We start from the raw sequence: 21,181 nt of genomic DNA on the forward strand, positions 1-21,181 counted from the left end.
CCCCGGCGCAAGCGAGCGCGGTTCGCGAGCGGCCACCCGCTTGCAGTGTCCGTAGCTCTGGAATGCGACGGCGCCCACGGAGCCGCATCTCCCGACCCGACGATGCAACCCAGCCTGAAGCGCTACGCTCTGCTGTCGCTTGCGGCAGCCGTAGCCACCATCGGCCTCAAGGCGGCTGCCTACGCGGTCACCGGGTCCGTCGGTCTGCTCTCGGATGCGCTGGAATCGCTCGTCAACCTCGCGGCCGCGTTGATCGCCCTCTACGCGATCAGCGTGGCGGCGCGACCCGCGGACGAGGAGCACGCCTACGGTCACACCAAGGCGGAGTACCTCGCCAGCGGCTTCGAGGGCGGCCTGATCGTGGTCGCAGCGGTGAGCATTGGCGTGGTGGCGGTGGCGCGGCTCATCCACCCACGGCCGATCGAGTCCCTGGGTCTGGGAGCGGGCGTCGCCATCCTGGCGAGCCTGATCAACCTGGGAGCGGCGAGGGTAATCGGGGAGGCGGGACGGCGGTACGACTCGATCACCCTGGAAGCGGACGCCCGACACCTGATGACGGACGTCTGGACCTCGGTAGGTGTGGTTCTGGGCGTGGTGGCAGCTCAGACCACCGGGTGGCACCGGCTCGACCCGCTCATAGCCCTCGCGGTGGCGGTCAGCATCGTGCGGACCGGCTTCGAGCTGATCCAGCGGTCCATGCTCGGGCTGCTCGATACGGGTCTTCCCGAGCCGCTACGGGACGAGATCACCCGCATCCTGAACTCCCACCGGGAAGGCGGGGTGGAGTATCATGCGGTACGGACGCGCCAGGCAGGAGCCCGGCGCTTCATCTCCTTCCACATCCTGGTACCGGGAGACTGGACCGTGCAGCGCGGCCACGACCTGCTGGAAACGATCGAGGAGGAGATCCGCGCCGCGATCCCGCGCTGCACCGTCTTCACCCATCTGGAGCCGCTCGAAGACCCGGTCTCCTGGGCGGACACGGCGCTCGAGCGAAGCGGTGAGAATCCGGGGGAGGAGTGACCTACCTGACCTCGATCTCCACCACCTCGGACGCTCCTCCGGCCACTCGCCGGTGCTGCGCGTCCGACCAGTACAGACCAAGACGATGCCTGCCCGGCTCGAGCTCGCCGACGTGCCAGCGGTACCCGCCGGAGCGGACGGCGCTGATGTCGGTCGGCCCGGGCATCAGCTCGAGCCCGTCGAGCTGCAGGTGGATGTGATATCCCCCGATGCCCCACCCTCCCGGCTGCTGCTCCAGCTCCGCCTGAACATCGAAGGAGACGACGAGCGGTCCATCCACGACCGTCCCGTCCTGCGGGTCCAGCAACGCCAGCAATGGTGGCGCGGTGAGCGGCTGATCGCCGTCCGAAATCCCTCCCACGATCGCTAGCACCACGGCAAGAGCGACCATCAGCGCACCCGCGATCCCCAGCACTCGGTCCGGGATGGTACGAACCGCGCGTGGCGAGCGATCGACCACGACCTCGGTACCTACGCTCATAGCCGGTCCACCAGGAAGTCGGGAGTCCACTGGATCAGCATGCCTGAAAGGGTTGTGAAGCTGCCCGTAAGAAGGAGCACTCCCAGGAGGATCAGCAATGCACCGCTGACGCGGCTGACCCAGGGATACCAAGGCCCCATCTTCCGGACCCCGCCGAGGAAGCGGTCCAGCAGCAGCGCCGCGGCCAGGAACGGAATCGCCAGCCCCACCGAGTAGACGAACAGGAGCCCGACTCCATCGCCCACCGACTCCCGCGTCGCCGCGAGGGTGAGGATGCCTCCGAGCACCGGCCCGATGCACGGCGTCCAGCCCGCTCCGAAGGTGACCCCGACGAGCACCGTGCCCAGGTAGCCCAGCGGCTTGTCCCCGAGCTGCATCCGCCACTCCCGCGACATACCCGGCACGCGCAGGAGACCAACCAGGTATAGCCCAAAGAGGATGAGCAGCACGCCGCCGACCCGCTCCACCCAGCGGCTGGCGTAGGCAAAGAGCGAACCCAGGAAGGTCGCAGTGGCGCCCATGGCCACGAAGACCAGGGTGAAGCCCAGCACGAAGAGGGCGCCATGCACCATGACCGCGCGACTCCGCCGCCTTCCCTCCGCCGCGGTCAGCTCATCCAGGCTCATCCCCGTGATGAACGTCACGTAGCTGGGGATCAGTGGCAGGACGCAGGGCGAGAGAAACGAGAGCAGACCGGCGGCGAAAGCCACCGCCAAGCCGATGCTGTTGGACTCGGACACCTCAGGCTCCTGGTGGACTCGGGGGCCCGGCTCGATGCGGGCCGGCTTCGATGCGCGGTCGTGGGCCGCGAACTCGCCCGCGGTATCTCCGCGGGCGCTGGTGATTCACCTGCGAACTTTTGCTTCTCGCCGTCGCGATCCGGGCCGGCTACTCGAAACCGGGCAGCGTCAGCGTCTCCTCCACCGTCTCGACGGGCTCGATGCACTCGGGTACGTCGTTGCTCGGATTGTTGACCAGCGTGGATACCTCGTGGGCCCGTAGCTCCACCGAGCGGGCGCCATCGAGGATCTCCCGTAGCTCCGCTTCACCGGCATCCTCCGCGAGCCACCGTTCCCCCTCTTCCGCGCCCAGGATGACCGGCATCCGATCGTGGATCCTGGCCATGAATGGATTGGCGTCGGTGGTCAGGATGGTGCAGCTCAGGATCGGCTCCGGACCCCGTCTCCAGCGCTCCCAGAGCCCGGCAATGGCGAACGGCTCTCCCGTGGCGGTGCGCACCCACATGGGATACCTCCCGCCGGGCCTCGTCTGCCACTCATAGAAGCCGTCCGCCACCACGAGGCACCGGCGCCTCTGATACGCGTCACGAAAGGGACCCCGCTCAGCAACCGTCTCGCAGCGGGCGTTGATCATCCGGTTACCGATGGAGGGATCCCTCGCCCAGAACGGGATCAGGCCCCAGCGCAGCATGTCGAAACGGGTCTCTCCGTGATCGGAGACGAGCGCCAGCACCTCCTGGGTAGGGGCCACGTTGAAGCGCGGACGATACCCGGCCGGGATCGGTCGCCCGAAGATGCGCTCCAGCGTATCCGGGCTGGTCTTGAGTGAAAACCGTCCGCACATTCGCCGAACCTGCCAGTTGAAGTGACGGAGCTAGCTCAATATACACCGCTCTTGCCGGTGAATCCAATTCGCGGGGAGCCGGGTGACGAGACCGGCACGGAGGGCGGCGTGGCGGCCGGCATCAGACCGCACCACACTTGGCGACCGGAGTCGCGGGCGCCTGTGATCAGGGCGCCGGGGGGCGCGGAATCAGTGGGCCGACGTCGGGGATCAGGACGTGGGGAAGCCAGGAATCAAGGTGGCGGCACGCCTGGGACCGCGGCGGCGAGATCGCCGGAGCTCGGCGTGGTGGAAAGGCGAAGTGGAGGAAACCAGGGCACCGGGGCGAAAGCCCCCCGGCTGGTACGGAATCTGCTTCCTTAAACACCCGTTTGAACGCCAATGAGTCACCCGTGAGCAAGGAGTTGCTTGTGCCACCCCTCGGGATTGCCGTCACGCGCAAAGCGAGTAACGACTTCCCCACGGCGGAGCTCGTTCGCGATTTCGTCTTCTACACGGCAGACTTCGACCTGCAGGAGGCCGCGCGCATCGCCGGAGTGAGCACAGCCACCCTGACACGCTGGCGCATGATGGGTGCCCGCCAGCTCCGCGCCGACGTCCGCCGCCGCCTCCTCAAGTACGTCGCCCGCCGCGAAAAGGAGGCCCGCGCCCGCGCCGCGGCGTAGCAGCGAACCGAAGCGAAAAGACCCGGCCCAAGCGAAAAGACCCGGCCATGTGGGGCCGGGTCTTTTCGCGCAATTACGAACTATGAATTACGAATTACGAATCAGGTCTTTGCCGTGTCGTCACGGGCGCGGGCGGAGAACAATCGCATGTGGCACGACGCAGTCGAAGGATTTTCGCTTCACGCTGCGGGGTTCCGCTCAGGAACGGTCGTAATTCGTAATTCGTAATTCTCTACTTCTACGCCGACGCCGCCGCCTCCGCCCCTGCAACCACGGGCTCCCTTCGGTCGGCCACGGGTCCGCGCGGGAGGAGGGCGACGGCCACGGCGCCCACGGCGGCGAGGCCGATCAGGGTGCTGAAGCCGCTCACGTAATTCCCGCTGGTATCGCGCATGTAGCCGACCAGCATGGGGATGGTGGCTTCGGCGACCCCGTCGGCGGTCAACACGATCCCCATCACCCGCCCCAGCACCCGCACCCCGAAGAGATCGGCCGCCATCAGCGGGATGATCATGTAGTCCCCACCCAGCGCCACGCCGAAGATCACGGCGAAGATGTAGACCATCCCGGGTTGCCGGGCGATGAAGAGCAACGGGATGGAGCCCGCCACCAGGCTGTAGATCAGCAGCATGACGTACTTCCGGGGCAGGCGGTCGGCCAGCCACCCCATGAAGAGCCGACCTGCGATGCTGGAAGCGAGCACCAGGGAAACGATGGTCGCCACCCGACCCTCCTCGATGCCGAGGTCGAGTCCGAAGAAGAGCTTCAGGTGCTGGTTTGCACCGCCGACCGCCCCGATCGAGCACATGCTGCCGATCGCCAGCAGATAGAAGTACTTGTTCCGCAGCACCGACGAGAGCGGCGCGGAAGGAGCGGCACGCGCAGCCTTTACCGAGGCCTCGTCGCTGGGCGCGTCCTTGACGAAGAAGGCCAGCGGGAAGGAGAGGGCGATGATGATGATCCCGATCGCCCGCAGGGCTCCCTGCCAACCGAACTGTTCGATCAGCGCGACGGCCAGCAGCGGCACCACCGTTCCACCCACTCCGATGCCTACGTAGGCGAAGCCCATCGCCTTGCCGCGGGCACGGTCGAACCAGCGGGAGATGAGCACCTGGTTCGGCAAGGGGCCGCCGAAGAGGTACCCGAACGCGTTGAAGAGATAGAACAGGTAGAACATCCAGATCGAGCTCGTATAGCTGAGCCCGATCAGCGCCGTACCCGCCATGAGGATCCCGGTCAGCATCACCCGCCGCGGGCCGAGCTTGTCGACCAGGTACCCCGCCGCAAAGCCGAAGAGGGGGCCGACGATCAGCTTGCTGATCGCGTTCCCCGAGGTGACCTGCGTACGGCTCCAGCCGAAATCCGTGACCATGTGGTCGTAGAAGAACGGCAGGCCATACAGCGCGAGGCCGACGATCGAGAAGAGAGCGAAGAAGCTGACCGCGGCGACATATAGTTGTTGCCAGCGCGGGCGATGATCGGCCGGGGCGATTTGTGTTGCCATGCGTCTCAGTGGCTGGAGGTGGAGGGGTGGCGGCCGTAGCCCTCACCCCAGCGGGGGTACTTCCACCCAGCGGCGCTTCTCTGCGGACTCGTAACCCAGCTCGGCCAGCTGCACGCCCTTGGCCCCTTCCAACAGCCCCCATCGGAACGGCTCGTCGAGCACCACGTGGCGCAGGAAGAGCTCCCACTCGACCTTGAAGGCGTTGTCGTAGGGGCGCTGGTTCGGCACCAGCTGCCAGTCGTCGAAGTAGCTGTGCGGGTTGTCGACGTCCGGGTTCCAGACCGGTCGCGGGGTGGCTCCATAGGGCTGGATGCGGCACTCGCGCAGCCCGGCGACCGCGCTCCCGCGCGTGCCGTCCACCTGGACGGTGAGCAGGTCGTCGCGCCGCACGCGCACCGCCCAGGAGCTGTTGAAGTGGGCGATGATTCCGCCCTCGAGCTCGAAGGTGGCGTAGGCAGCGTCGTCGGCGGTGGCCCGGTATCGATTTCCGCGCTCGTCTACGCGCTCCGGGATATGCGTCGCGGTGATGCAGCTCACCGCCTTCACCTCCCCGAACAGGTTGTCGAGCACGTAGCGCCAGTGCGCGAACATGTCCAGGACCATTCCGCCGCCATCCTCCTTCCGGTAGTTCCAGGAGGGGCGCTGCGCGGGAACGATGTCGCCCTCGAACACCCAGTAGCCGAACTCACCCCGCACGGCGAGGATCTCGCCGAAGAAGCCACTGTCGCGCAGGGCCTGGAGCTTCATCAGGCCGGGGAGCCAGAGCTTGTCCTGCACCACCCCATGCTTCACACCGGCGGCCCTGGCGCGGCGATAGAGCTCGACCGCTTCCGCGGTGGTCAGCGCCGTGGGCTTCTCGCAGTAGACGTGCTTCCCTGCCTCGATCGCCCGAGTGACGGCTTCGACCCGTCGATCCGTGGTCTGTGCGTCGAAGTAGATCTGCACGCTGTCGTCGCTCAGCGCTTCCTCCACGTCGGTGGTCCAGCGCTCGACGCCGCTCTTCGCGGAAAGCTCCTTCAGCTTCACCGGGTTGCGCCCCACCAGGATCGGCTCGGGAAGGATCGTCTCGGTATCGCTCACCCGCACGCCGCCCTGCTCGCGGATGGCGAGGATCGAACGATAGAGGTGCTGATTCATCCCCATGCGCCCGGTCACGCCGTTCATCGCGATCCCCACCCGATGGACCTTCTGCTGTTCTGCCATGAATCCAGTTCCAGAAAGTGTTCTCTCAGCGCCCCGCCGTGCGCCTCATCAAGCCGTCGAAAACCGGTGAGCGATCGCGCCCGCCCCCGTTCACCACGCCACTCCTGGTCTCCTTGTCCCCTTGTCCCGCCGTCATCCATCACCCCCTCACCGCCCCCCGCGTCCCCGCCGGCGGATCCGTACACTGCGGCCACGCCCCTTCCGGAAGCGGCGGCGCCTCGACGCCCGCCTTCGGCAGGGTGCCCTCGAGCTCCTGTCGCCAGTGCGCCACGTCGCCCGCGGGGCCGTAGCAGTAGATCATGATCAGGGGCTCGTCGCCGATGTTGGTGAGCTGGTGGAACACCCCGGGCGGAATGTAGACCGCTTCCCCACCCTGCAGCTCCCGCATCTCCTCGCCCAGGCACATCTGACCGCGGCCCTGCACGACGAAGTAGATCTCTTCCTGCTCCTGGTTGTGCCAGGGGACCTGGCCGCCGCGCGGCTCGAGGGTCACATACCCCATCGAGAAGTTCGTGGCCTGGATGGGCGACGCGCCGCCGACCAGGTTCTGGGTGCGTCGCCTTGCGGGATAGGTGCGTCCTTCGATTTCCTGCAAACGGGCAATGATCATGATGCTCGCGCTCAGGTAGGAAGTGCGGGCGTTGCCTGGACAGAGCCGGTAGTGGAAGCGGCCGGCAACATAGTCCGCGCGCCCCGCTCGCGAAACTGTTCGCGAGCTCAGCGTGGCGCCACCGTCACGGTCGGTGGGTGCGCAAAATCGTTCCAGATGCGGTCCAGCTCGGCGGCGTCGGGGGCGCCATCGTGGACCACGTAGCGGTACCGTAGTCGCAGCTCCTGGGCTGGCTCGATCGACCACTCACCGAGCTGCGACGGGGCGTAAACGAAGTACGGCTCACGCGGGTGAATCCGGACGGGCTCCGGGTGGCGGAAGTTCTGCGGATGGCTCAGCACCGCCACGCCCCTCAGCGCCCCTTCCGCGGTGCCCCCGATATGCGTCCAGCGGGCGCGGCTCTCGTTCCCGCTTTCCCGGTCGCGCCCCTCGGAGGTGAGGAAGCTCGCGTTCTCGGTGCCGTACCAGTCGTCACGTCCGCGGAAGGCGACACCGCCGTAATGGTACTGCGGAAGGATCAGCGCCTCGTCTCCCGCGGTATGCTGCTCGACTTCCAGGTCGAACAGCCAGTAGGGCCGCTCGTGCCCCGTGACGTTGTAGACGCGCAGGGTCCAGCGCTCGTTCAATGCATCCCGGGGTTGCTCGCCGGTGAGCGCCACGTAGCGATGGCGGGCCGAGAACCCACCGAATACAGGTCCGCCCCAGGCGCTGTCGAGCGCCACCGGCAACACGTCGCCCTTGCGGTCGGCCACGTTCCAGAAGTCGACTTCTTCCCCCTGGAAGACGGCCCGCGTCCAGGCGGCCCAGATCCCGTGATGGTGGAGGTGGTCCGGTGGATAATCGCCGGTGACCATCACCCCTTCGGGGGTGAGGATCGGGTGCACGTAACCCCCTCGGCGGTAAACCGGATCGATGTCAGGGCGCGGTGGATCGGTTATCGCCGCGTGGTAGCGCAGCACGGTGCGGCCGTCGACGGACAGGGTCACGGTCGCGGAGTCACGCCGAGCCGCCACACCGTCTAGGGCCGCCGTGCCCGGCTCGAGCACGAGCTCGACCGTCTCGCTCGCCGCCAGCGAGTCGAGGACGAAGAAGGCCCGGCCGTCCGGCCCGGCCTGAAGCGGGTAAATGCGACCGTCCGGCGCCCTGAGCTGGTACTCGCCCGCCTGAACCCCTGCCGGGAGCTCGAACTCCACCGGTACGGCGAAGCGATCGTACTCTCCCGCGTCCACGGTGACGGCGAAGCTCGGCTCGGCGGAGGATCCCCCGCCGGCCGCACAGGCCCCGGCTGTGGCCAGCGCAACAACCAGGAGCGCCCCACGTCGGACGGGCAGCCCCGTCAACAGCTCCTTCACCGACTCCGTCACCGCCGCCATCAGTGCGGAGCGACCGGTCGGTGGTCGCGCGCGGACTGGTAGATCGCCTCGACCACCGCGACGCTGCGCCGCGCCTCGCGGCCGTTGCAGAGCGGCTCCCGGTCGTTGGCCACGGCGTCGAGGAAGTCCTCGAGCACCGCTCGGTGGGCACTGACGTCGGAGACGGTCGCCGAGCTGGCGCTCTCGTTGCTGCCCGCTGTTCCGTCGGGCGGCGGCTCGTCCGGCCCGCTGTGCAGGCCGACGAATGATACGCGGTTCTCCTCGACCACGACCGTGCCGTTCGAGCCGGTCAGCTCCAGCCGACGCGGGAATCCGGGGTACGCCGCCGTGGTCGCCTCCAGCGCGCCCACCGCGCCACTGGCGAACTCCAGACACGCGACCACCGTGTCCTCGACCTCGATCTCGTGCAGCGCCGTTCGGGTGTGCGCGTAGACGTCACGGATATCGCCCATGAGCCAGAGGAGGAGATCCACGGTGTGCACGCCCTGGTTCATGAGGGCGCCTCCACCGTCGAGCGCCCAGGTCCCCCGCCACCGGGAGTTGGCGTAGTACTCCGGCGGTCGATACCACTTCACCTGCGCGGTGGCAAGGAAGATGTCGCCGAGCCCGCCCTGATCGACCAACCGCTTCAGCCAGGCCACGTCGGGTGCGGCGCGGTTCTGAAAGAAGACGCCGAGCTTCGCGCCCCTACCTTCGGCCGCCGCGAGCAGCTCGTCGACCTTGCGGGTGCTGACGTCGAGAGGCTTCTCGGACAGGACGTGGAGCCCCCGCTCCAACGCAGCCATGGCCTGCTCCGCGTGCATGCCCGAGGGGCTCCCGATCAGCACCACCTCCATAGGTCGATGGTTCAGGAAGCTCTCGATGTCCGGGTATACGGTCCCCCCGTACTTGTCGGCCAGGGAGCGAGTGCGCTCGAGGTTGCCTCCGTGCATCGCCACGATCTCCACGCCGGGAATCTCGAGCGCGGCCCGTGCGTGGGTGTCGCTGATGTTGCCTCCACCGATGATTCCCACACGAATGCTCATCAACAGCTCCTCGAATCAGCGGTCCGCCAGAGGGCGGCAAATGGGCGAAAGGTCACGCCGGTGCACCGGGCGCCACCAGCGCTTCGTAGTGCGGTATCCGATCCAGAATGCAGCCGCTGCGGGCGTAGAAGTCATCGTCGAGCACGAACACCCCGTCGTGCACGCGGCGCCACGACGCGTCGGCGCACGGGTGATAGCTCTCCATGCGGCTCCATTCGCGATACTGCTGGTGCCCGTTGGTCTCCATCATCCCCACCTGCATCCCCGGGAAGGGCGCCAGCCGCGCGGCGATCGTCTTGTTCCAGTCCACCAGGATCGGGTTCACGGTGAGATCGGCAGCCATGCAGGCGACTCCGCGGTCATGACAGAGCTGCGCCATCATCACCGTTTCGCTGAGCGTCTTCGCGATTGCTTTGAGTGCAATCCCCCGGTATCCAAGGTCGATCCTGCGTAGCGCGTCCTCCGCCGTGGTCGCGCTCTCGTCCGCCGCGATCGGAACGGGGATGTCCGAGACATCCTCCTCGTTCTCGTACGGGAACGGCTCTTCGATCACCACGATCTGCTCGAAAGCGCCGATCTTCCGGGCGTGATCGAGCAGCCGCAGCAGCGTTTCTTTGCGCTGGTAGCGGCTGTTCGGATCGAGATCGTAGCGAATTCGACCGTCCGGGGTGTGCCGCGTCTGCATCGAGCCTACCGCCCGGTGCACCTGCGTGAGCCGCTCCATGTCCCGCTCGATCATCTCCTCCTGCGACCCGGGGTGGCCGAGCTTGAGCTTGATCACGAAGTAGCCGTCGCGGGCAGCGCGCTCCACCTCCTCGATGGGCAGGGCGTAGGTGACTGACGGCAGACTGGCGATGTGCTCGTGCCGGTGCGAGAGCCCCGGGCGGTACTGTTCGGGGACGAGATCGTCGAAGCGGGTCAGGCCGTTCTCACGAGCGTACAGCACCCAGGCGGCATTGTCCACCGGAACCAGCGCGTTGAGCACGAAGGTTCGGTTCAGATCAGGCACGCCGGAGGTGCGCCGCGCATACTCGTAGAGCTCCTCGACGATCCCCTCCAGCAGCGTGATCGGGTGATCGAAGCGCTCACCGCGGATCATCTGCAGGGCGCGATCGGAAACCGCGAGCATCAATGCGTTCGCGCCGCTCTCTGTGAAGCGGGTGAGCACGTCCGGGTCGCACCAGAGAATGTTCTGCGTTCCCAGCCCGACCCCGAAGTTGCCCGAGGAGCTCTCGATGCGCGCCACCGTCTGCCAGAACTCGGTCATGTAGCCACCGGCAAAGCCGGACGGCCGGATGAGCGGCTCGCGCTCGAAGTTCAGGGAAGTGGCCCGGACCTCGACCGGCCGGGCGGGGGAGGACGTAATGGCCGTCGACGCGGGCTGACGATCGTGCCGCCGACCGCTCCCGGGGGCAAGCCCCGCCACGGCCAGCGCACCGCTATGAGCGAGAAACGCCCGCCGATCCATGGGGAGGTGACCCGGACCGCAGGTCACGCCTCCTCCCCGTTACCCGCCGCGAGCCCCGCCTCGGCCAGCAGCGCGCGCAGGCGCTCCAGGTCCCTCCGCATCAGCCGGATCGCCTCCTGTCTCCGCTCCGCGCGAGAGAGGTCGCTGGGTCCTTCCAATGGCGGATACTCGAAATGCAGGGAGATCGGCCCGGAGATGCGCAGCTCGTCTACCATCCGCAGATAGCGTGGATAGTCGACCATCCCGTCGCCCAGAGGAACCCAGCGCGGCACCCAGCGATCCGGCCGCTCCGCCCAGAGAAAGTCCTTGACGTCCACGGTGCGGATGTAGGGTGCGAGCAGGCGCAGGCCGAGTGGCCACGCGGTCCCGCCCTCCACGGTGGCGTGGGCGATGTCGTATTGCACGCCCAGCCAGCGCGGATTCACTCCACGCAGCAGATAGGCGAGGTCCCACACCGGACCGCCGACACCCGTGCCGGAGTGGTTCTGATACGCACCGTGCAACCCGAATTGCTCGTTGAGCTCCGCGAGCTCCTGGATCAGCGGGCGCATCCCGTCCAGAGCGCTGGCGATCGGGACCTCCTCGGGATAGCCGAGGTAGCCCATGCGATAGGCTTGAATCCCCTCGTCCCGGCCGGTCGCGAGGATGCGGCGGGTAGCGGGATCTCGCGCCCGCGTGATCGCGGTGGTCATCAGCGGGACCACCAACCCCGCCGAGCGCGCGGCGCGAACAGCTCGGGGAAGGTCCTTTGTAACCCTCTCCGGCAGAACATGACCGCCGGGACGCACCGTGAGATCGATCCCGTCGAAACCCGCCTCCGCCACCACGTCCGCCAGCTCCTCGTACTCCAGCCACTGCAGGTGCTTGCTGAAGACGGTGATCGGCCCGAGCCCTTCCCGACGCTTCCCCGCCGCAGGACCCGGTATCGCCGCAACGCCGAGCGGGAGCGACGCTCCCAGCGCCGCTCCTCTCGCGAGGAAGGCCCGGCGGGTGAGGCCGCTCATTTCAGCTCACGAATCCTGAGGTTGCGGTACCGGTAAACCTTGCCGTCCTCGCCGTGGTGCTGGAGGCCAATCGGGCCGGAGGCATCCATGGTGTCGCGGAAGGCGGTGGTCAGCACGTCATTGACCCAGATCTTGAGGCTGTCGCCCACGGCCTGGACGCGATAGTGATTCCAGTCGGTCGGACGGAAGGCGGTACCCGGGCCCTCGCGGAAGGCTTTCGCCGCGGCGGAGTCACCCGCCGGCGGGTTGAGCCACGCGCGCCTGCCTTCGTCGTAGAGGCCACCCGACCAGCGACGTCCGGTGGGGTCCACCTCGGCCTGGTAGCCGTAGACGCGGTTGGGCTCCACGTTTGCTCGGAACATGAAGCCGGCATTGGACATCGTATCGGGCAGCAGCACCTCCCCCTCGAATACGAAGTCGTCGAACTCCTCTTCCGTCACCAGGAAGAACTTCCGGTCGCCCTGCAGACGGATCTCGCCGTCCTCGACGGTCACGGTTCCCCACTCGTATGGGTTGGTCCATCCGGCGGTGGTTTCGCCATCGAACAGCGGTCGCCAATCCTCGCTGTTCTCAACGCCATTCTCAGCGGCCGAGTCACCGCTCTCAACGGCTGAATCGCCGCTCGCCGCGCAACCGGCGAGCCCTGCCGCGCAGAGCAGCGCGAGGGCGATCGAACGAATGCTTCGCATTTCTTTGAGTTTACGGGAGGAAGACGAAAAGCGGCGGCTCATGCGACGGAGCCGCCGCCCACGGGCAGATCAGTCCAGCGTACGGATCTTGATGTTGCGGAACCAGACCGCGTCGTTGTGGTCCTGCAGGACGATGTGCCCCTCGCGCCGGTCGGCGAAGCCCTCGATCTCGGCATATTTGCTGGCCGCGAGCAGCGAGTCCATACGGGGCGAGCCGAGCTCGTACTCGAGCACCTTCTTGCCATTGAGCCAGTGCTCGCCATGGTTGCCGCGGAAGACGATGCGGCCATGGTTCCACTCGCCCGGCGGGTTCAGGGGCTTGTCGTCGCCGGCGCTGATCAGATCGTAGAGGCCCGCGGCCTTGCGGTTCCCCCCAACCCCAGCGTTCGCGTCCGGGTGCCGCTCGTCATCCAGGATCTGGTACTCGAAGCCGAGCGCCGCCGTCTTGGGCGGGTGCGCCATCGAAAGCTCTTCGCTGACGTTGTACTTCACGCCGCTGTTCCCGCCCTCAGAGACCTTCCAGTCGAAGGCGAGCTCGAAATCGCCGAAGGTCTCGATGGTCATCAGATCACCACCCGCGATCGGCTGCCCGTCGGCCTGCACCGGCACATCGCCGCTGGGGATCTTCTTGATGGCCCCGTCTTCGATGGTCCAGTGGGCGCTCGGGATCGAGTCGATGCCGAGCCCTCTCCAGCCCGTGAAGCTTTCGCCGTCGAACAGAAGCCGCCATCCCTGGGCGCGCTCCTCCTCCGTCAGCGTATTCAGGGCGGTGGTGTCCGTCGCGGAGTCTGCGTTCATGGGGGCATCGGTCTCCGGGGCCGCCTCGGCATCCGGGCCGCCGCCGCAGGCGGCGAGGGCGGTCACCACCAGGGTGGGAACGCCCAGCCTTGTCAGCCTTCGGATGAGCCCCTGGCTACGGTGTTTCAACATTGGATCGGGTTCGGAAAAGTGAGCGACGCGGACCGGCCGCGGAGCGACCGGTCCAGAGCGGAGTCGGGATTCCGGAGGTCGGTTCAGCCGGTCGGGAAATCGTCGGCGGCGCGGTACGCGGCGATCACCGCGTCTTCGCCCTCCTTGCCGTCGATCGAGTTCCCGTGCTCCATCCCCAGGATCCCGTCAAAACCTTTGTCGTACAGGTGCTTGAAAATGTTCCGGTAATTGATCTCGCCGGTGCCCGGCTCGTTCCGTCCCGGATTGTCGCCGATCTGGATGTACCCGATCTCGCTCCAGGTCTGATCCATCAGCGGGATCAGGTGCCCGCGATTCCGCTGCATGTGATAGATGTCGTACAGGATCTTGCAGGACGGGCTGTCCACCGCCCTGCAGATCTCGTACGTCTGGTCCGCCTCGCGCAGAAAGAGGTCGGGCGTGTCGCTGAGCGGCTCCAGCACCATCACCAGCCCGTGCGGCTCGAACACCTCGGCACCACGGCGGAGCACCTCGATCACGTTCGCGGTCTGGATGCCGATGGGGATGCGTCGGTCGAAGTTGCCGGGCACCACCGTCATCCACTTCGCCCCGGTCCGCTTCGCGACCTCGACGGCCTCCCGGCAGGTGGCAACGAAGTGCTCGGTGTGCTGCGGGTCACCCGTGACCGCCCAGACGTCGCTGTTCCGGTAGGCCGACACCACGAAGACGCCCATCCGCATCCCCAGGCGCGCCAGCTCGTTGCCGATGCGCTCCTGCAGCGCGGGGTCGCGGCCCATCATCCCGTTGTCCTCGATCGCACGAAATCCGACTTCGTGCATGTACCGGATCTGGTCGATCGGATCGTTCCCGGCGCTGTGCCGGAACATGCCGAAGTGGGGCGCATAGTTGAGCTTGAACGGCTCTCCCGGCCGGACCGGATCGGTGCCGGTCGCGCTCGCCACGCCGGGAACGGCCATTCCGGCGGCTCCCGCCAGGCCCGCTCGAACGAAATCTCGCCGTCGCATCGTCAACCCGCCTGCGAGGTGGCCTCGTGAGAGTGGCCGTACATCGGCCGTTCCAGCTTGGTCACCCCCGGCATCGCCACCGGCGCCATGGGCAGGTCGCCGAAGGCGACCTGGTCAGGCACGAGCTTGAGATTGGCGTTGAGGACCTGATCCCAGGTGAGGTCCTGACCGGTGTAGGCTGCCTCGCGCGCCATGATGGCGGTGAGCACACTCTCGGCAACCTGTCGGCCCTCGTTGAGCGGCTGCCCGGCGCGGATGCTCGCGATCAGGTCCGCGTGCTCCTGCTGATAGGGGTTCACCTCCTCACCGGAGTACTTCCAGGCCGTCGCTCCGCGGATCGTGTCGGCGGCGTTGGACGTGCCCCTGGTTCCGATGAAGAACTCGCCCACGTAGCCGGCCGTCCCGTCCTGCTGACGGCACATGCTCGTGATGCGCGCCCCGTTGGGGTACTCGAACTCCACGCAGAAGTGATCGTAGATGTGGCCGTATTCCGGGCCGGTGCGGACCTGGCGACCACCAACGCCGTTGGCGCGGATGGGATGGCCGCCCAGCACCCAGTTGGCCACATCGATGTTGTGCACGTGCTGCTCGACCACGTGGTCGCCGGAGAGCCAGGTGAAGTACAGCCAGTTCCGGATCTGCCACTCCGTGTCACTCATCTCCGGCTTGCGCTCGGCCGTCCACAGCCCGCCCTGGTTCCAGTAGACGTTGCCGGCCACGATGTCGCCGATCGCGCCGTCGTGGATGCGCTGGATGGTCTCGCGGTACTTGGGATCGTGCCGCCGCTGCGTCCCCGCGACGATCGCCAGGTTCTTGCTCTTGGCCAGATCCGAGGTCTCGAAGACGGAGCGCACCCCGACCGGGTCGACTGCCACCGGCTTCTCCGTGAAGACGTGCTTGCCCGCGTCGATGGCGGCCCGCAGGTGCAGGGGACGGAAGCCCGGAGGCGTGGCCAGGATGACCAGGTCGACATCGGTCGCCAGCACCTGCTTGTAGGCGTCGAAGCCCACGAAGCTGGTCTCGCCGGTGACCTTGAACTTGTCCCCGATCGCCCGGGTGAGCTGATTCTTGGAGCGCTCCAACCGGTCGGGGAAGAGATCTCCCATCGCCACCAGCTCCACCCCTTCGGAGGAGGTGACGCAGTCACGTGCTGCGCCCGTGCCCCGTCCACCGCAGCCGATCAGGCCTACGCGGATGGTTTCCGCCTGCCCAGCATAGGCGGCGGCGTAACCCGGCGACCACTGGGTCGCCAGCCCCGCCGTGGCCACCGCCGATACGCGGAGGAAATCGCGGCGGGTCAGGCTGGACAAGAAATCCTTACGATTCACGAGATGGGCTCCTGTCTGGAGGGTAGGGAGGAACGATCCCACTAGGGCTCGCGCACCAAGCGCAGGCCCACGAAAGGCGCATCTGCCAGCCACCATTCGCTCTTGGGCAGCTGGGGATCGGTGGCATTCCAGGCCGGCGTCTGCTTCTTCCCGGCGTCACAGCGGACCTGGTCGGCGGTATCGTCGTAGGAGCCGCCCATCAGGATGGGCTCGCCGTCCGCGCCGATGGCCCATTCCCCGACGTTACCGAGCATGTCGGCGAGGCCGAAGGCGTTGGCTTCCTTGCTGCCACCCGGGTGCGTCCGGTCGTTGGCGTTCTGGAAGTACCAGGCGACGGCCTCCAGATCGGCCGGCTCTTCCTGGTTGGCACGGCAGGCGTAGATCCACTCGGCCTGGGTCGGGAGGCGGTAAGTGTGGCCGGTCTTCTCCGAAAGCCAGTTGGCGAACACGGTGGCGGCGTGCGGGGTCATGGCCAGGGCCGGCATCCCGTCGTGTCCCCAGTTGCGCCCCGGCAGCACGTAAGGGCGACTCGGCCGCGATACGGCCTCCTCGCCCTTGCCCGTGGCCACCTGGGTGCCTTCATCCAGCGCGAAGACCCAGACGTCGAAGACGTCCCAGGGCACCTCCACACGGCTCATGTAGAAGGGAGCGATCTCGACCCGCTGCGTACCTCGCGGGGTCTCTACCTCGACCGTCCCACCCGGAATCGGTACCATCTCGAGACCCACGGTGGTGCCCGGGACCGATTCGGTGTACGGTTGTCCCGACCATTGCGAGTTCGCGTCGTTCGGTGGGGGAGCACCTGCATCCCCCTGCGCTCCGGCGCCGCTCGACGCGCACCCGATCGAAATCAAAGCCAGCACCAGCGCCGTCGCGATCCTGCTCATCCCCATCATGCAAAAGGTCCGTTGTCTGAGCGCGTTGTGGAGTTTGATGCTGCTGTCGTGCGTGTCCTTCGCGGCCTCGCCACGCCGTTTCGAGTACCGGCAGATCCACATGGGGGTGGAGGCTCGCCTGGTCTTCTATACCGCTGACAGCACGCGGGCGTTGAGCGCGGCCCGGGCCGCATTCGAGCGGATTGCGGAGCTCGACGCGATCATGAGCGACTACCGCGACGACAGCGAGCTCATGCGTCTTGTGGGACAACCCGCCGGAAGCTGGGTCCCCGTGAGCGAGCCGCTCTGGCGCGTGCTACAGGTCGCGCAGGAGCTGGCTCGCCAATCCGACGGGGCCTTCGACGTCACCGTCGGACCGCTGATCCAGCTCTGGCGCGAGGCCCGACGCGCGCGGGTCCTCCCCACCGCGAGCGAGCTCGAGGAGGCGCGACGCCGCACCGGCTGGCACCTTCTCGAACTGGACCCCGAGCGTCGCGCCGTGCGGCTGGCACGACCAGGCATGCGCCTCGACCTCGGCGGCATTGCCAAGGGGTACGCGGCAGACGAGGCGCTCGCCGTCCTGCGGGAGCACGGCATCGAAAGAGCCCTGGTGGAGTTCGGCGGCGACATCGTCGTTGGCGCACCCCCTCCGGGCGAACGAGCCTGGACGATCCGGCTCGACGATCCCGCGGGCGCACCTCCCGTCGTGCCGCTCGCCCACGGCGCGATCTCCACCTCCGGTGACGCGGTGCAGTACGTGGAGATCGGCGGGGTCCGCTACTCACACGTGATCGACCCACGCACCGGAACGCCGCTTCGCGGTCATTCGGCCGCTACTGTGATCACCCGAAGCGGCCTGTACTCCGACCCCCTGTCCACCCTCGCCGGCGTACTCGGAGAGGAGGCAGGGGGAGCCTTCCTGCAGCGGAATTATCCGGAGGTAACCTTCTACATCCGCCGTCTCGGGCCCACCGCCGATTTGCGTTAGCGCGGGATTATACGCCATCGCTACCGGGGTTGGCCAGAGACGGCGGCTCAACCGGCTCGACTGGCCTCGAACCGGCTCCGATCAGCCTAGAGGCTCCAGCCCTGGCGGTACTCCCGCTTCAGGTACTGGTTGGCCTCCGGCTTGTTCGTGACGGACATCGAGGCGGCATCGTATTCGATCTTGACGCCCTGCCCGGTGCGCAGCGCCACGAGCCCCAACAGCATGGTCTCCGTCAGCCGGGCAGCGTAGTCGAACGGCGAGGTAGCCTCACCGTTCCCCATCGCCGCGTTGGCCCAGTTCATCTCGTGGCTCATGCCGACGCGCGGATAGGTCTCAGGCACCCGATCCGCCTCCTCACGCAGGCTCAGCGGGAAGATCTGCGGGTTTTCGCCGTACGTCTCGTGCATGAGGATGCCGCGCTCGCCAACGAAGATGACGCCGCCACCCCGCTCCAGCGGAACGTCCTCGGGCAGCACCTCGGGACGCGGCGGCATGAGCCCACCGTCGTACCAGGTCATCTTCACCGGCGGCTGATCGCCGCGCGCCGCGAACTCGTAGTGTACCAGCGTCGCCAGCGGATAGGTCGCCGGCGTGTCGTCGACGTCGGGCCCCCAAGGGGTGGAGGTCGCCTCGATGGTGGTCGGCAGATCCAGCTTGAGCGCCCAGAACGGATGATCGATCAGGTGCGCACCCATGTCGCCGAGCGCGCCGACCCCCCAGTCCACCCAGCCACGCCAGTTGAACGGATGGTAGACCGGGTGATACTCCACGAAGGGCGATGGCCCGATGAAGACGTCCCAGTCCAGCCCTTCCGGCATCGGGAAGCTGCCCGCCATGGCCGCGGCGAACTGCGGGTTGAGATTGCGCGCGCCCCAGTTGCCCAGGTCCTCGCCGGCGAGCTCGCGCGTCGGACGGGGAACACCCTGTGGCCAGATGGGCCGGTTGGTCCAGACATGAACCTCCCGAACGGGCCCCAGCACACCGGCTTCGATCCACTCGTTCACCCGTCGAGCCGTATCCGAGGAGTGACCCTGGTTGCCCATCTGGGTGACGACACCGGTGCGACGGGCGGTTTCTTGAAGCACCCGCGCCTCGTGCACCGTGTAAGTGAGCGGCTTCTGCACGTAGACGTGCTTGCCGAGCTGCATGGCCGCGTTCGCGGCGACTGCGTGGAAATGGTCGGGGGTGGCGACGACCACGGCGTCGATGGCGTCGCCCTGCTCCTCCAGCATGCGACGGAAGTCGCTGTACTTCTTCGCCTTCTCGTACGCCGCCTTCAACTTCGCACCGACCTCGTTCACCGTGCCGTCGCGGTTCTGGGCGCGGCCGACGACGTCACGCATCACCCGGTTCATGTCGACGTCCGCCAGGGCGACGATGTTCTGCCCTCCGGCGACCAGGTTGTAAGCGTTGCTCATCCCCATTCCGCCCGCGCCGATCATGGCGACGTTGAGTGTGTCGCTCGGCGCTACGAAGCCGGGTCCACCCAGCACGTGTCGCGGGACGATGGTGAAGCCCAGGGCAGTCTTCGCCATCCCCGACACGAACGAGCGACGCGTCATCGGGTCGTTTTGCATTTTGCGCTTCTCCGCTGTGATTGAGGGAGCCCCCACCGGCTTGCAGCCTCCGTCGATCGCCGGAGTGCGGCGGACGGGCGAGGGCGGTGAGAATCACTGACCGAAGTTCGAACGGCGCTGTCACCTCCGGCGGAGCGCCGCAGCGCGACATCTTGATCGCTCCGCATGACCGCCTGGAAGTAAAGGGCTGGAACTAGGAGGAGCGCCCCGCTCACCGCTCGCCGCGACGAACGGGGCAGCCGTCACAGTATACAATGCAGAGTCCCCTGCCGGCCAGTGCGCCGGCAGGGAACGATTCCGCGATGAGCTTGCTCAATAGCCGGGGTTCTGCTCGAGCGCGGGGTTCCTCTCGATCTCCGCGCGGGGGATCGGCAGGAACTTGCGGAACTCCGAGACATCACCGCGCTGCGCAGTCTCCGGGTCGTGCTCGATCAGGGAGTTGGCCCAGTATCCGGGCTCCATCGCGTCACGCCGCACGAGGTCCCACCAGCGCTTCCCTTCGTGCGCCAGCTCCCAACCGCGCTCCATGTAGATGTCGTCCCGGGTCACCGTGGGGAGGTCGGCCGGCGCGCTCCGCGATTCGCTGCCCGTCCCCTTCCGGGCGCGAGCACGAACCATGTTCACGTACCGGGTGGCCTCCTCTACATTCCCCATCTCATACTGAGCCTCGGCGTACATCAACAGTGCCTCGGCGTAGCGGTAGAGAGGGAAATCCACGTCGGTCGGACCGCCGATGCCCCGGTTGGTAGGCCGGTACTTGTAGACGTTTGGCCAGGAGAGCTTGACGAAACCATTGTCGCCGAGGTCGGTGTTGGTGCTCCAACCCTCGGTGCGGTAGTTGACCTCGTGCCGGTAATCCCCTTCCGGGTAGCTGTTGTAGAACCACTCGGTGGGCTGTCCCAGCACCTCGCACCCACCGCCGCTGCCGAAGCCAAGCTCACGCGGCAGCCAGTTGCAGCCCACGTTGGTGCTGGTGCGTCCCTCGACGCCGGACGAAGCGACCATCCAGATGACCTCCTGGTTCCCCTTGGTCTCGGGGAGGAAGACGTCGAGATAGTCGTCCATCAGCCCCCAGTTCGGGTCGTCGATCACCTTCTTGGAGTACTCCGCCAGCTTGTCCCACTGGTCGGTACCTAGCGCGCTCGAACGCCACTGATAGAGATCGGCGAGGACCATCCGAGCGGCCGCCTTGCTGGCCCGTCCGTGCTGCTCCGGCGTGTCGGGAAGCCCCGCCTCGGCGGCGAGCAGATCCTCTTCGATCTGCGCGTGCACCTCGTCGACCGGGCTACGCGCCACCTCGTAGTTCCGGTGGTCCTCCTCGCTCACCAGCAGCGGCACGTCGCCGTACATCTTGGTGAGGAGCAGATAGGCGTAGCCCCGGATGAACTTCGCCTCGGCAGCCAGCGCTTCCTTCTCGGCGGGGTCGGGGAACTCGACCTCCTCCATCTTGGCCAGCGCCAGGTTTGCCCGGTAGATGCTGGTGTAGAGGCCGTTCCACGGCGCCTCCGCGCTCGAGGTCGTCGGCTCCCAGAGTAGCAGGCCCGGGTGGTAGGTGCCGTAGTTGGGCTCGTCCGGGTGGATGCGGACGTGGTCGGACGCCAGCTCCACGTCGATGACGAGCTGCCACTCCCAGACGTCGCCCCGGGTGATCGGTTGATAGGCGGAAAGGACCGCCGTCTCGATCTGATCGGGAGTCTTGTAATAGCTGTCGTCCGTAAGGAAATCCTTCGGATTTTCCGTCAGCATGTCGTCGCACGCACCAACGGTGAGCGCCAGCGCCACCGGGGCGGCCATCAACCATTTATTCATAGCCGGTTCGATCTCAATTCGTGAACGAGGACGCCCGCGGA

Annotated in this window: 20 protein-coding genes; 3 read left to right on the forward strand and 17 right to left on the reverse strand. The window is 67.0% G+C overall.

Annotated features, from left to right (window positions below; genetic code table 11):
• Window positions 1-102: 102 nt before the first annotated feature.
• Window positions 103-1,023 (forward strand): cation diffusion facilitator family transporter, encoded by a 921-nt coding sequence (locus tag VF167_16120; GenBank protein HEX6926951.1) that lies wholly within the window; start codon window positions 103-105, stop codon window positions 1,021-1,023.
• A 1-nt stretch (window position 1,024) separates the two neighbouring features.
• Here VF167_16120 and VF167_16125 read toward each other — a convergent pair whose 3' ends face one another.
• The 3 genes from VF167_16125 to VF167_16135 form a co-directional block, all read right to left on the reverse strand.
• Window positions 1,025-1,504: a hypothetical protein gene (locus VF167_16125; protein ID HEX6926952.1), complete on the reverse strand. Its 480-nt coding sequence runs from the start codon at window positions 1,502-1,504 to the stop codon at window positions 1,025-1,027.
• Window positions 1,501-2,244, reverse strand: a complete 744-nt coding sequence (locus tag VF167_16130; protein ID HEX6926953.1) for a cytochrome c biogenesis protein CcdA — start codon at window positions 2,242-2,244, stop codon at window positions 1,501-1,503. The genes VF167_16125 and VF167_16130 overlap by 4 nt, the downstream gene beginning before the upstream one ends.
• A 148-nt stretch (window positions 2,245-2,392) precedes the next feature.
• Entirely contained in the window at window positions 2,393-3,088 is a 696-nt protein-coding gene (locus tag VF167_16135) for an SOS response-associated peptidase (protein ID HEX6926954.1), read from the reverse strand.
• 392 nt (window positions 3,089-3,480) lie between these two features.
• Here VF167_16135 and VF167_16140 point away from each other — a divergent pair, with 392 nt between their 5' ends.
• Window positions 3,481-3,753 (forward strand): hypothetical protein, encoded by a 273-nt coding sequence (locus tag VF167_16140; GenBank protein ID HEX6926955.1) that lies wholly within the window; start codon window positions 3,481-3,483, stop codon window positions 3,751-3,753.
• A 238-nt stretch (window positions 3,754-3,991) separates the two neighbouring features.
• On the opposite strand, the gene VF167_16145 is transcribed toward VF167_16140, so the two are convergent.
• From VF167_16145 to VF167_16200, 12 genes are all read right to left on the reverse strand, one after another.
• Window positions 3,992-5,257 (reverse strand): MFS transporter, encoded by a 1,266-nt coding sequence (locus tag VF167_16145; GenBank protein ID HEX6926956.1) that lies wholly within the window; start codon window positions 5,255-5,257, stop codon window positions 3,992-3,994.
• Between the two features lie 42 nt (window positions 5,258-5,299).
• Window positions 5,300-6,460: a Gfo/Idh/MocA family oxidoreductase gene (locus tag VF167_16150; protein HEX6926957.1), complete on the reverse strand. Its 1,161-nt coding sequence runs from the start codon at window positions 6,458-6,460 to the stop codon at window positions 5,300-5,302.
• 139 nt (window positions 6,461-6,599) lie between these two features.
• Window positions 6,600-7,070, reverse strand: a complete 471-nt coding sequence (locus tag VF167_16155) for a cupin domain-containing protein (GenBank protein ID HEX6926958.1) — start codon at window positions 7,068-7,070, stop codon at window positions 6,600-6,602.
• 107 nt (window positions 7,071-7,177) lie between these two features.
• On the reverse strand, window positions 7,178-8,443 hold the full coding sequence (locus VF167_16160; GenBank protein HEX6926959.1) for a PmoA family protein: 1,266 nt from the start codon (window positions 8,441-8,443) through the stop codon (window positions 7,178-7,180).
• Window positions 8,443-9,468: a Gfo/Idh/MocA family oxidoreductase gene (locus VF167_16165; protein HEX6926960.1), complete on the reverse strand. Its 1,026-nt coding sequence runs from the start codon at window positions 9,466-9,468 to the stop codon at window positions 8,443-8,445. The genes VF167_16160 and VF167_16165 overlap by 1 nt, the downstream gene beginning before the upstream one ends.
• Window positions 9,469-9,520: 52 nt before the next feature.
• Window positions 9,521-10,963: a mandelate racemase/muconate lactonizing enzyme family protein gene (locus tag VF167_16170; protein ID HEX6926961.1), complete on the reverse strand. Its 1,443-nt coding sequence runs from the start codon at window positions 10,961-10,963 to the stop codon at window positions 9,521-9,523.
• Window positions 10,960-11,940 (reverse strand): sugar phosphate isomerase/epimerase family protein, encoded by a 981-nt coding sequence (locus VF167_16175; GenBank protein ID HEX6926962.1) that lies wholly within the window; start codon window positions 11,938-11,940, stop codon window positions 10,960-10,962. Before VF167_16175 ends, VF167_16170 begins: the two co-directional genes overlap by 4 nt.
• Complete coding sequence (locus VF167_16180) at window positions 11,937-12,629, reverse strand: DUF1080 domain-containing protein (protein ID HEX6926963.1); 693 nt, start codon at window positions 12,627-12,629, stop codon at window positions 11,937-11,939. Before VF167_16180 ends, VF167_16175 begins: the two co-directional genes overlap by 4 nt.
• Window positions 12,630-12,698: 69 nt before the next feature.
• A complete protein-coding gene (locus tag VF167_16185) occupies window positions 12,699-13,559 on the reverse strand; it encodes a DUF1080 domain-containing protein (protein HEX6926964.1) in 861 nt (286 codons plus the stop codon).
• A gap of 83 nt (window positions 13,560-13,642) precedes the next feature.
• Entirely contained in the window at window positions 13,643-14,563 is a 921-nt protein-coding gene (locus VF167_16190; protein ID HEX6926965.1) for a TIM barrel protein, read from the reverse strand.
• 2 nt (window positions 14,564-14,565) lie between these two features.
• Window positions 14,566-15,873 (reverse strand): Gfo/Idh/MocA family oxidoreductase, encoded by a 1,308-nt coding sequence (locus VF167_16195; GenBank protein HEX6926966.1) that lies wholly within the window; start codon window positions 15,871-15,873, stop codon window positions 14,566-14,568.
• Window positions 15,874-15,932: 59 nt separating this feature from the next.
• Window positions 15,933-16,778, reverse strand: a complete 846-nt coding sequence (locus tag VF167_16200) for a formylglycine-generating enzyme family protein (GenBank protein ID HEX6926967.1) — start codon at window positions 16,776-16,778, stop codon at window positions 15,933-15,935.
• Window positions 16,779-16,824: 46 nt separating this feature from the next.
• Here VF167_16200 and VF167_16205 point away from each other — a divergent pair, with 46 nt between their 5' ends.
• Window positions 16,825-17,754, forward strand: a complete 930-nt coding sequence (locus VF167_16205; GenBank protein HEX6926968.1) for an FAD:protein FMN transferase — start codon at window positions 16,825-16,827, stop codon at window positions 17,752-17,754.
• 86 nt (window positions 17,755-17,840) lie between these two features.
• Here VF167_16205 and VF167_16210 read toward each other — a convergent pair whose 3' ends face one another.
• Together VF167_16210 and VF167_16215 are read right to left on the reverse strand one after the other, a co-directional pair.
• Window positions 17,841-19,331, reverse strand: coding sequence for a Gfo/Idh/MocA family oxidoreductase (locus tag VF167_16210; protein HEX6926969.1), 1,491 nt, complete (start codon window positions 19,329-19,331; stop codon window positions 17,841-17,843).
• A gap of 312 nt (window positions 19,332-19,643) precedes the next feature.
• Window positions 19,644-21,140, reverse strand: coding sequence for a RagB/SusD family nutrient uptake outer membrane protein (locus VF167_16215; protein ID HEX6926970.1), 1,497 nt, complete (start codon window positions 21,138-21,140; stop codon window positions 19,644-19,646).
• Between the last annotated feature and the right edge of the window lie 41 nt (window positions 21,141-21,181).

It is taken from the genome of Longimicrobiaceae bacterium (genome assembly GCA_036375715.1).
GTDB lineage: Bacteria > Gemmatimonadota > Gemmatimonadetes > Longimicrobiales > Longimicrobiaceae > DASVBS01.

Coding starts and splice junctions, on each gene's coding strand:
- VF167_16150 (HEX6926957.1), bottom strand. CDS start 6,460: ATGGCAGAACAGCAGAAGGTCCATCGGGTGGGGATCGCGATGAACGGC.
- VF167_16180 (HEX6926963.1), bottom strand. CDS start 12,629: ATGCGAAGCATTCGTTCGATCGCCCTCGCGCTGCTCTGCGCGGCAGGG.
- VF167_16190 (HEX6926965.1), bottom strand. CDS start 14,563: ATGCGACGGCGAGATTTCGTTCGAGCGGGCCTGGCGGGAGCCGCCGGA.
- VF167_16125 (HEX6926952.1), bottom strand. CDS start 1,504: ATGAGCGTAGGTACCGAGGTCGTGGTCGATCGCTCGCCACGCGCGGTT.
- VF167_16200 (HEX6926967.1), bottom strand. CDS start 16,778: ATGAGCAGGATCGCGACGGCGCTGGTGCTGGCTTTGATTTCGATCGGG.
- VF167_16135 (HEX6926954.1), bottom strand. CDS start 3,088: ATGTGCGGACGGTTTTCACTCAAGACCAGCCCGGATACGCTGGAGCGC.
- VF167_16175 (HEX6926962.1), bottom strand. CDS start 11,940: ATGAGCGGCCTCACCCGCCGGGCCTTCCTCGCGAGAGGAGCGGCGCTG.
- VF167_16210 (HEX6926969.1), bottom strand. CDS start 19,331: ATGCAAAACGACCCGATGACGCGTCGCTCGTTCGTGTCGGGGATGGCG.
- VF167_16215 (HEX6926970.1), bottom strand. CDS start 21,140: ATGAATAAATGGTTGATGGCCGCCCCGGTGGCGCTGGCGCTCACCGTT.
- VF167_16205 (HEX6926968.1), top strand. CDS start 16,825: ATGCTGCTGTCGTGCGTGTCCTTCGCGGCCTCGCCACGCCGTTTCGAG.
- VF167_16160 (HEX6926959.1), bottom strand. CDS start 8,443: ATGGCGGCGGTGACGGAGTCGGTGAAGGAGCTGTTGACGGGGCTGCCC.
- VF167_16185 (HEX6926964.1), bottom strand. CDS start 13,559: ATGTTGAAACACCGTAGCCAGGGGCTCATCCGAAGGCTGACAAGGCTG.
- VF167_16165 (HEX6926960.1), bottom strand. CDS start 9,468: ATGAGCATTCGTGTGGGAATCATCGGTGGAGGCAACATCAGCGACACC.
- VF167_16145 (HEX6926956.1), bottom strand. CDS start 5,257: ATGGCAACACAAATCGCCCCGGCCGATCATCGCCCGCGCTGGCAACAA.
- VF167_16120 (HEX6926951.1), top strand. CDS start 103: ATGCAACCCAGCCTGAAGCGCTACGCTCTGCTGTCGCTTGCGGCAGCC.
- VF167_16155 (HEX6926958.1), bottom strand. CDS start 7,070: ATGATCATTGCCCGTTTGCAGGAAATCGAAGGACGCACCTATCCCGCA.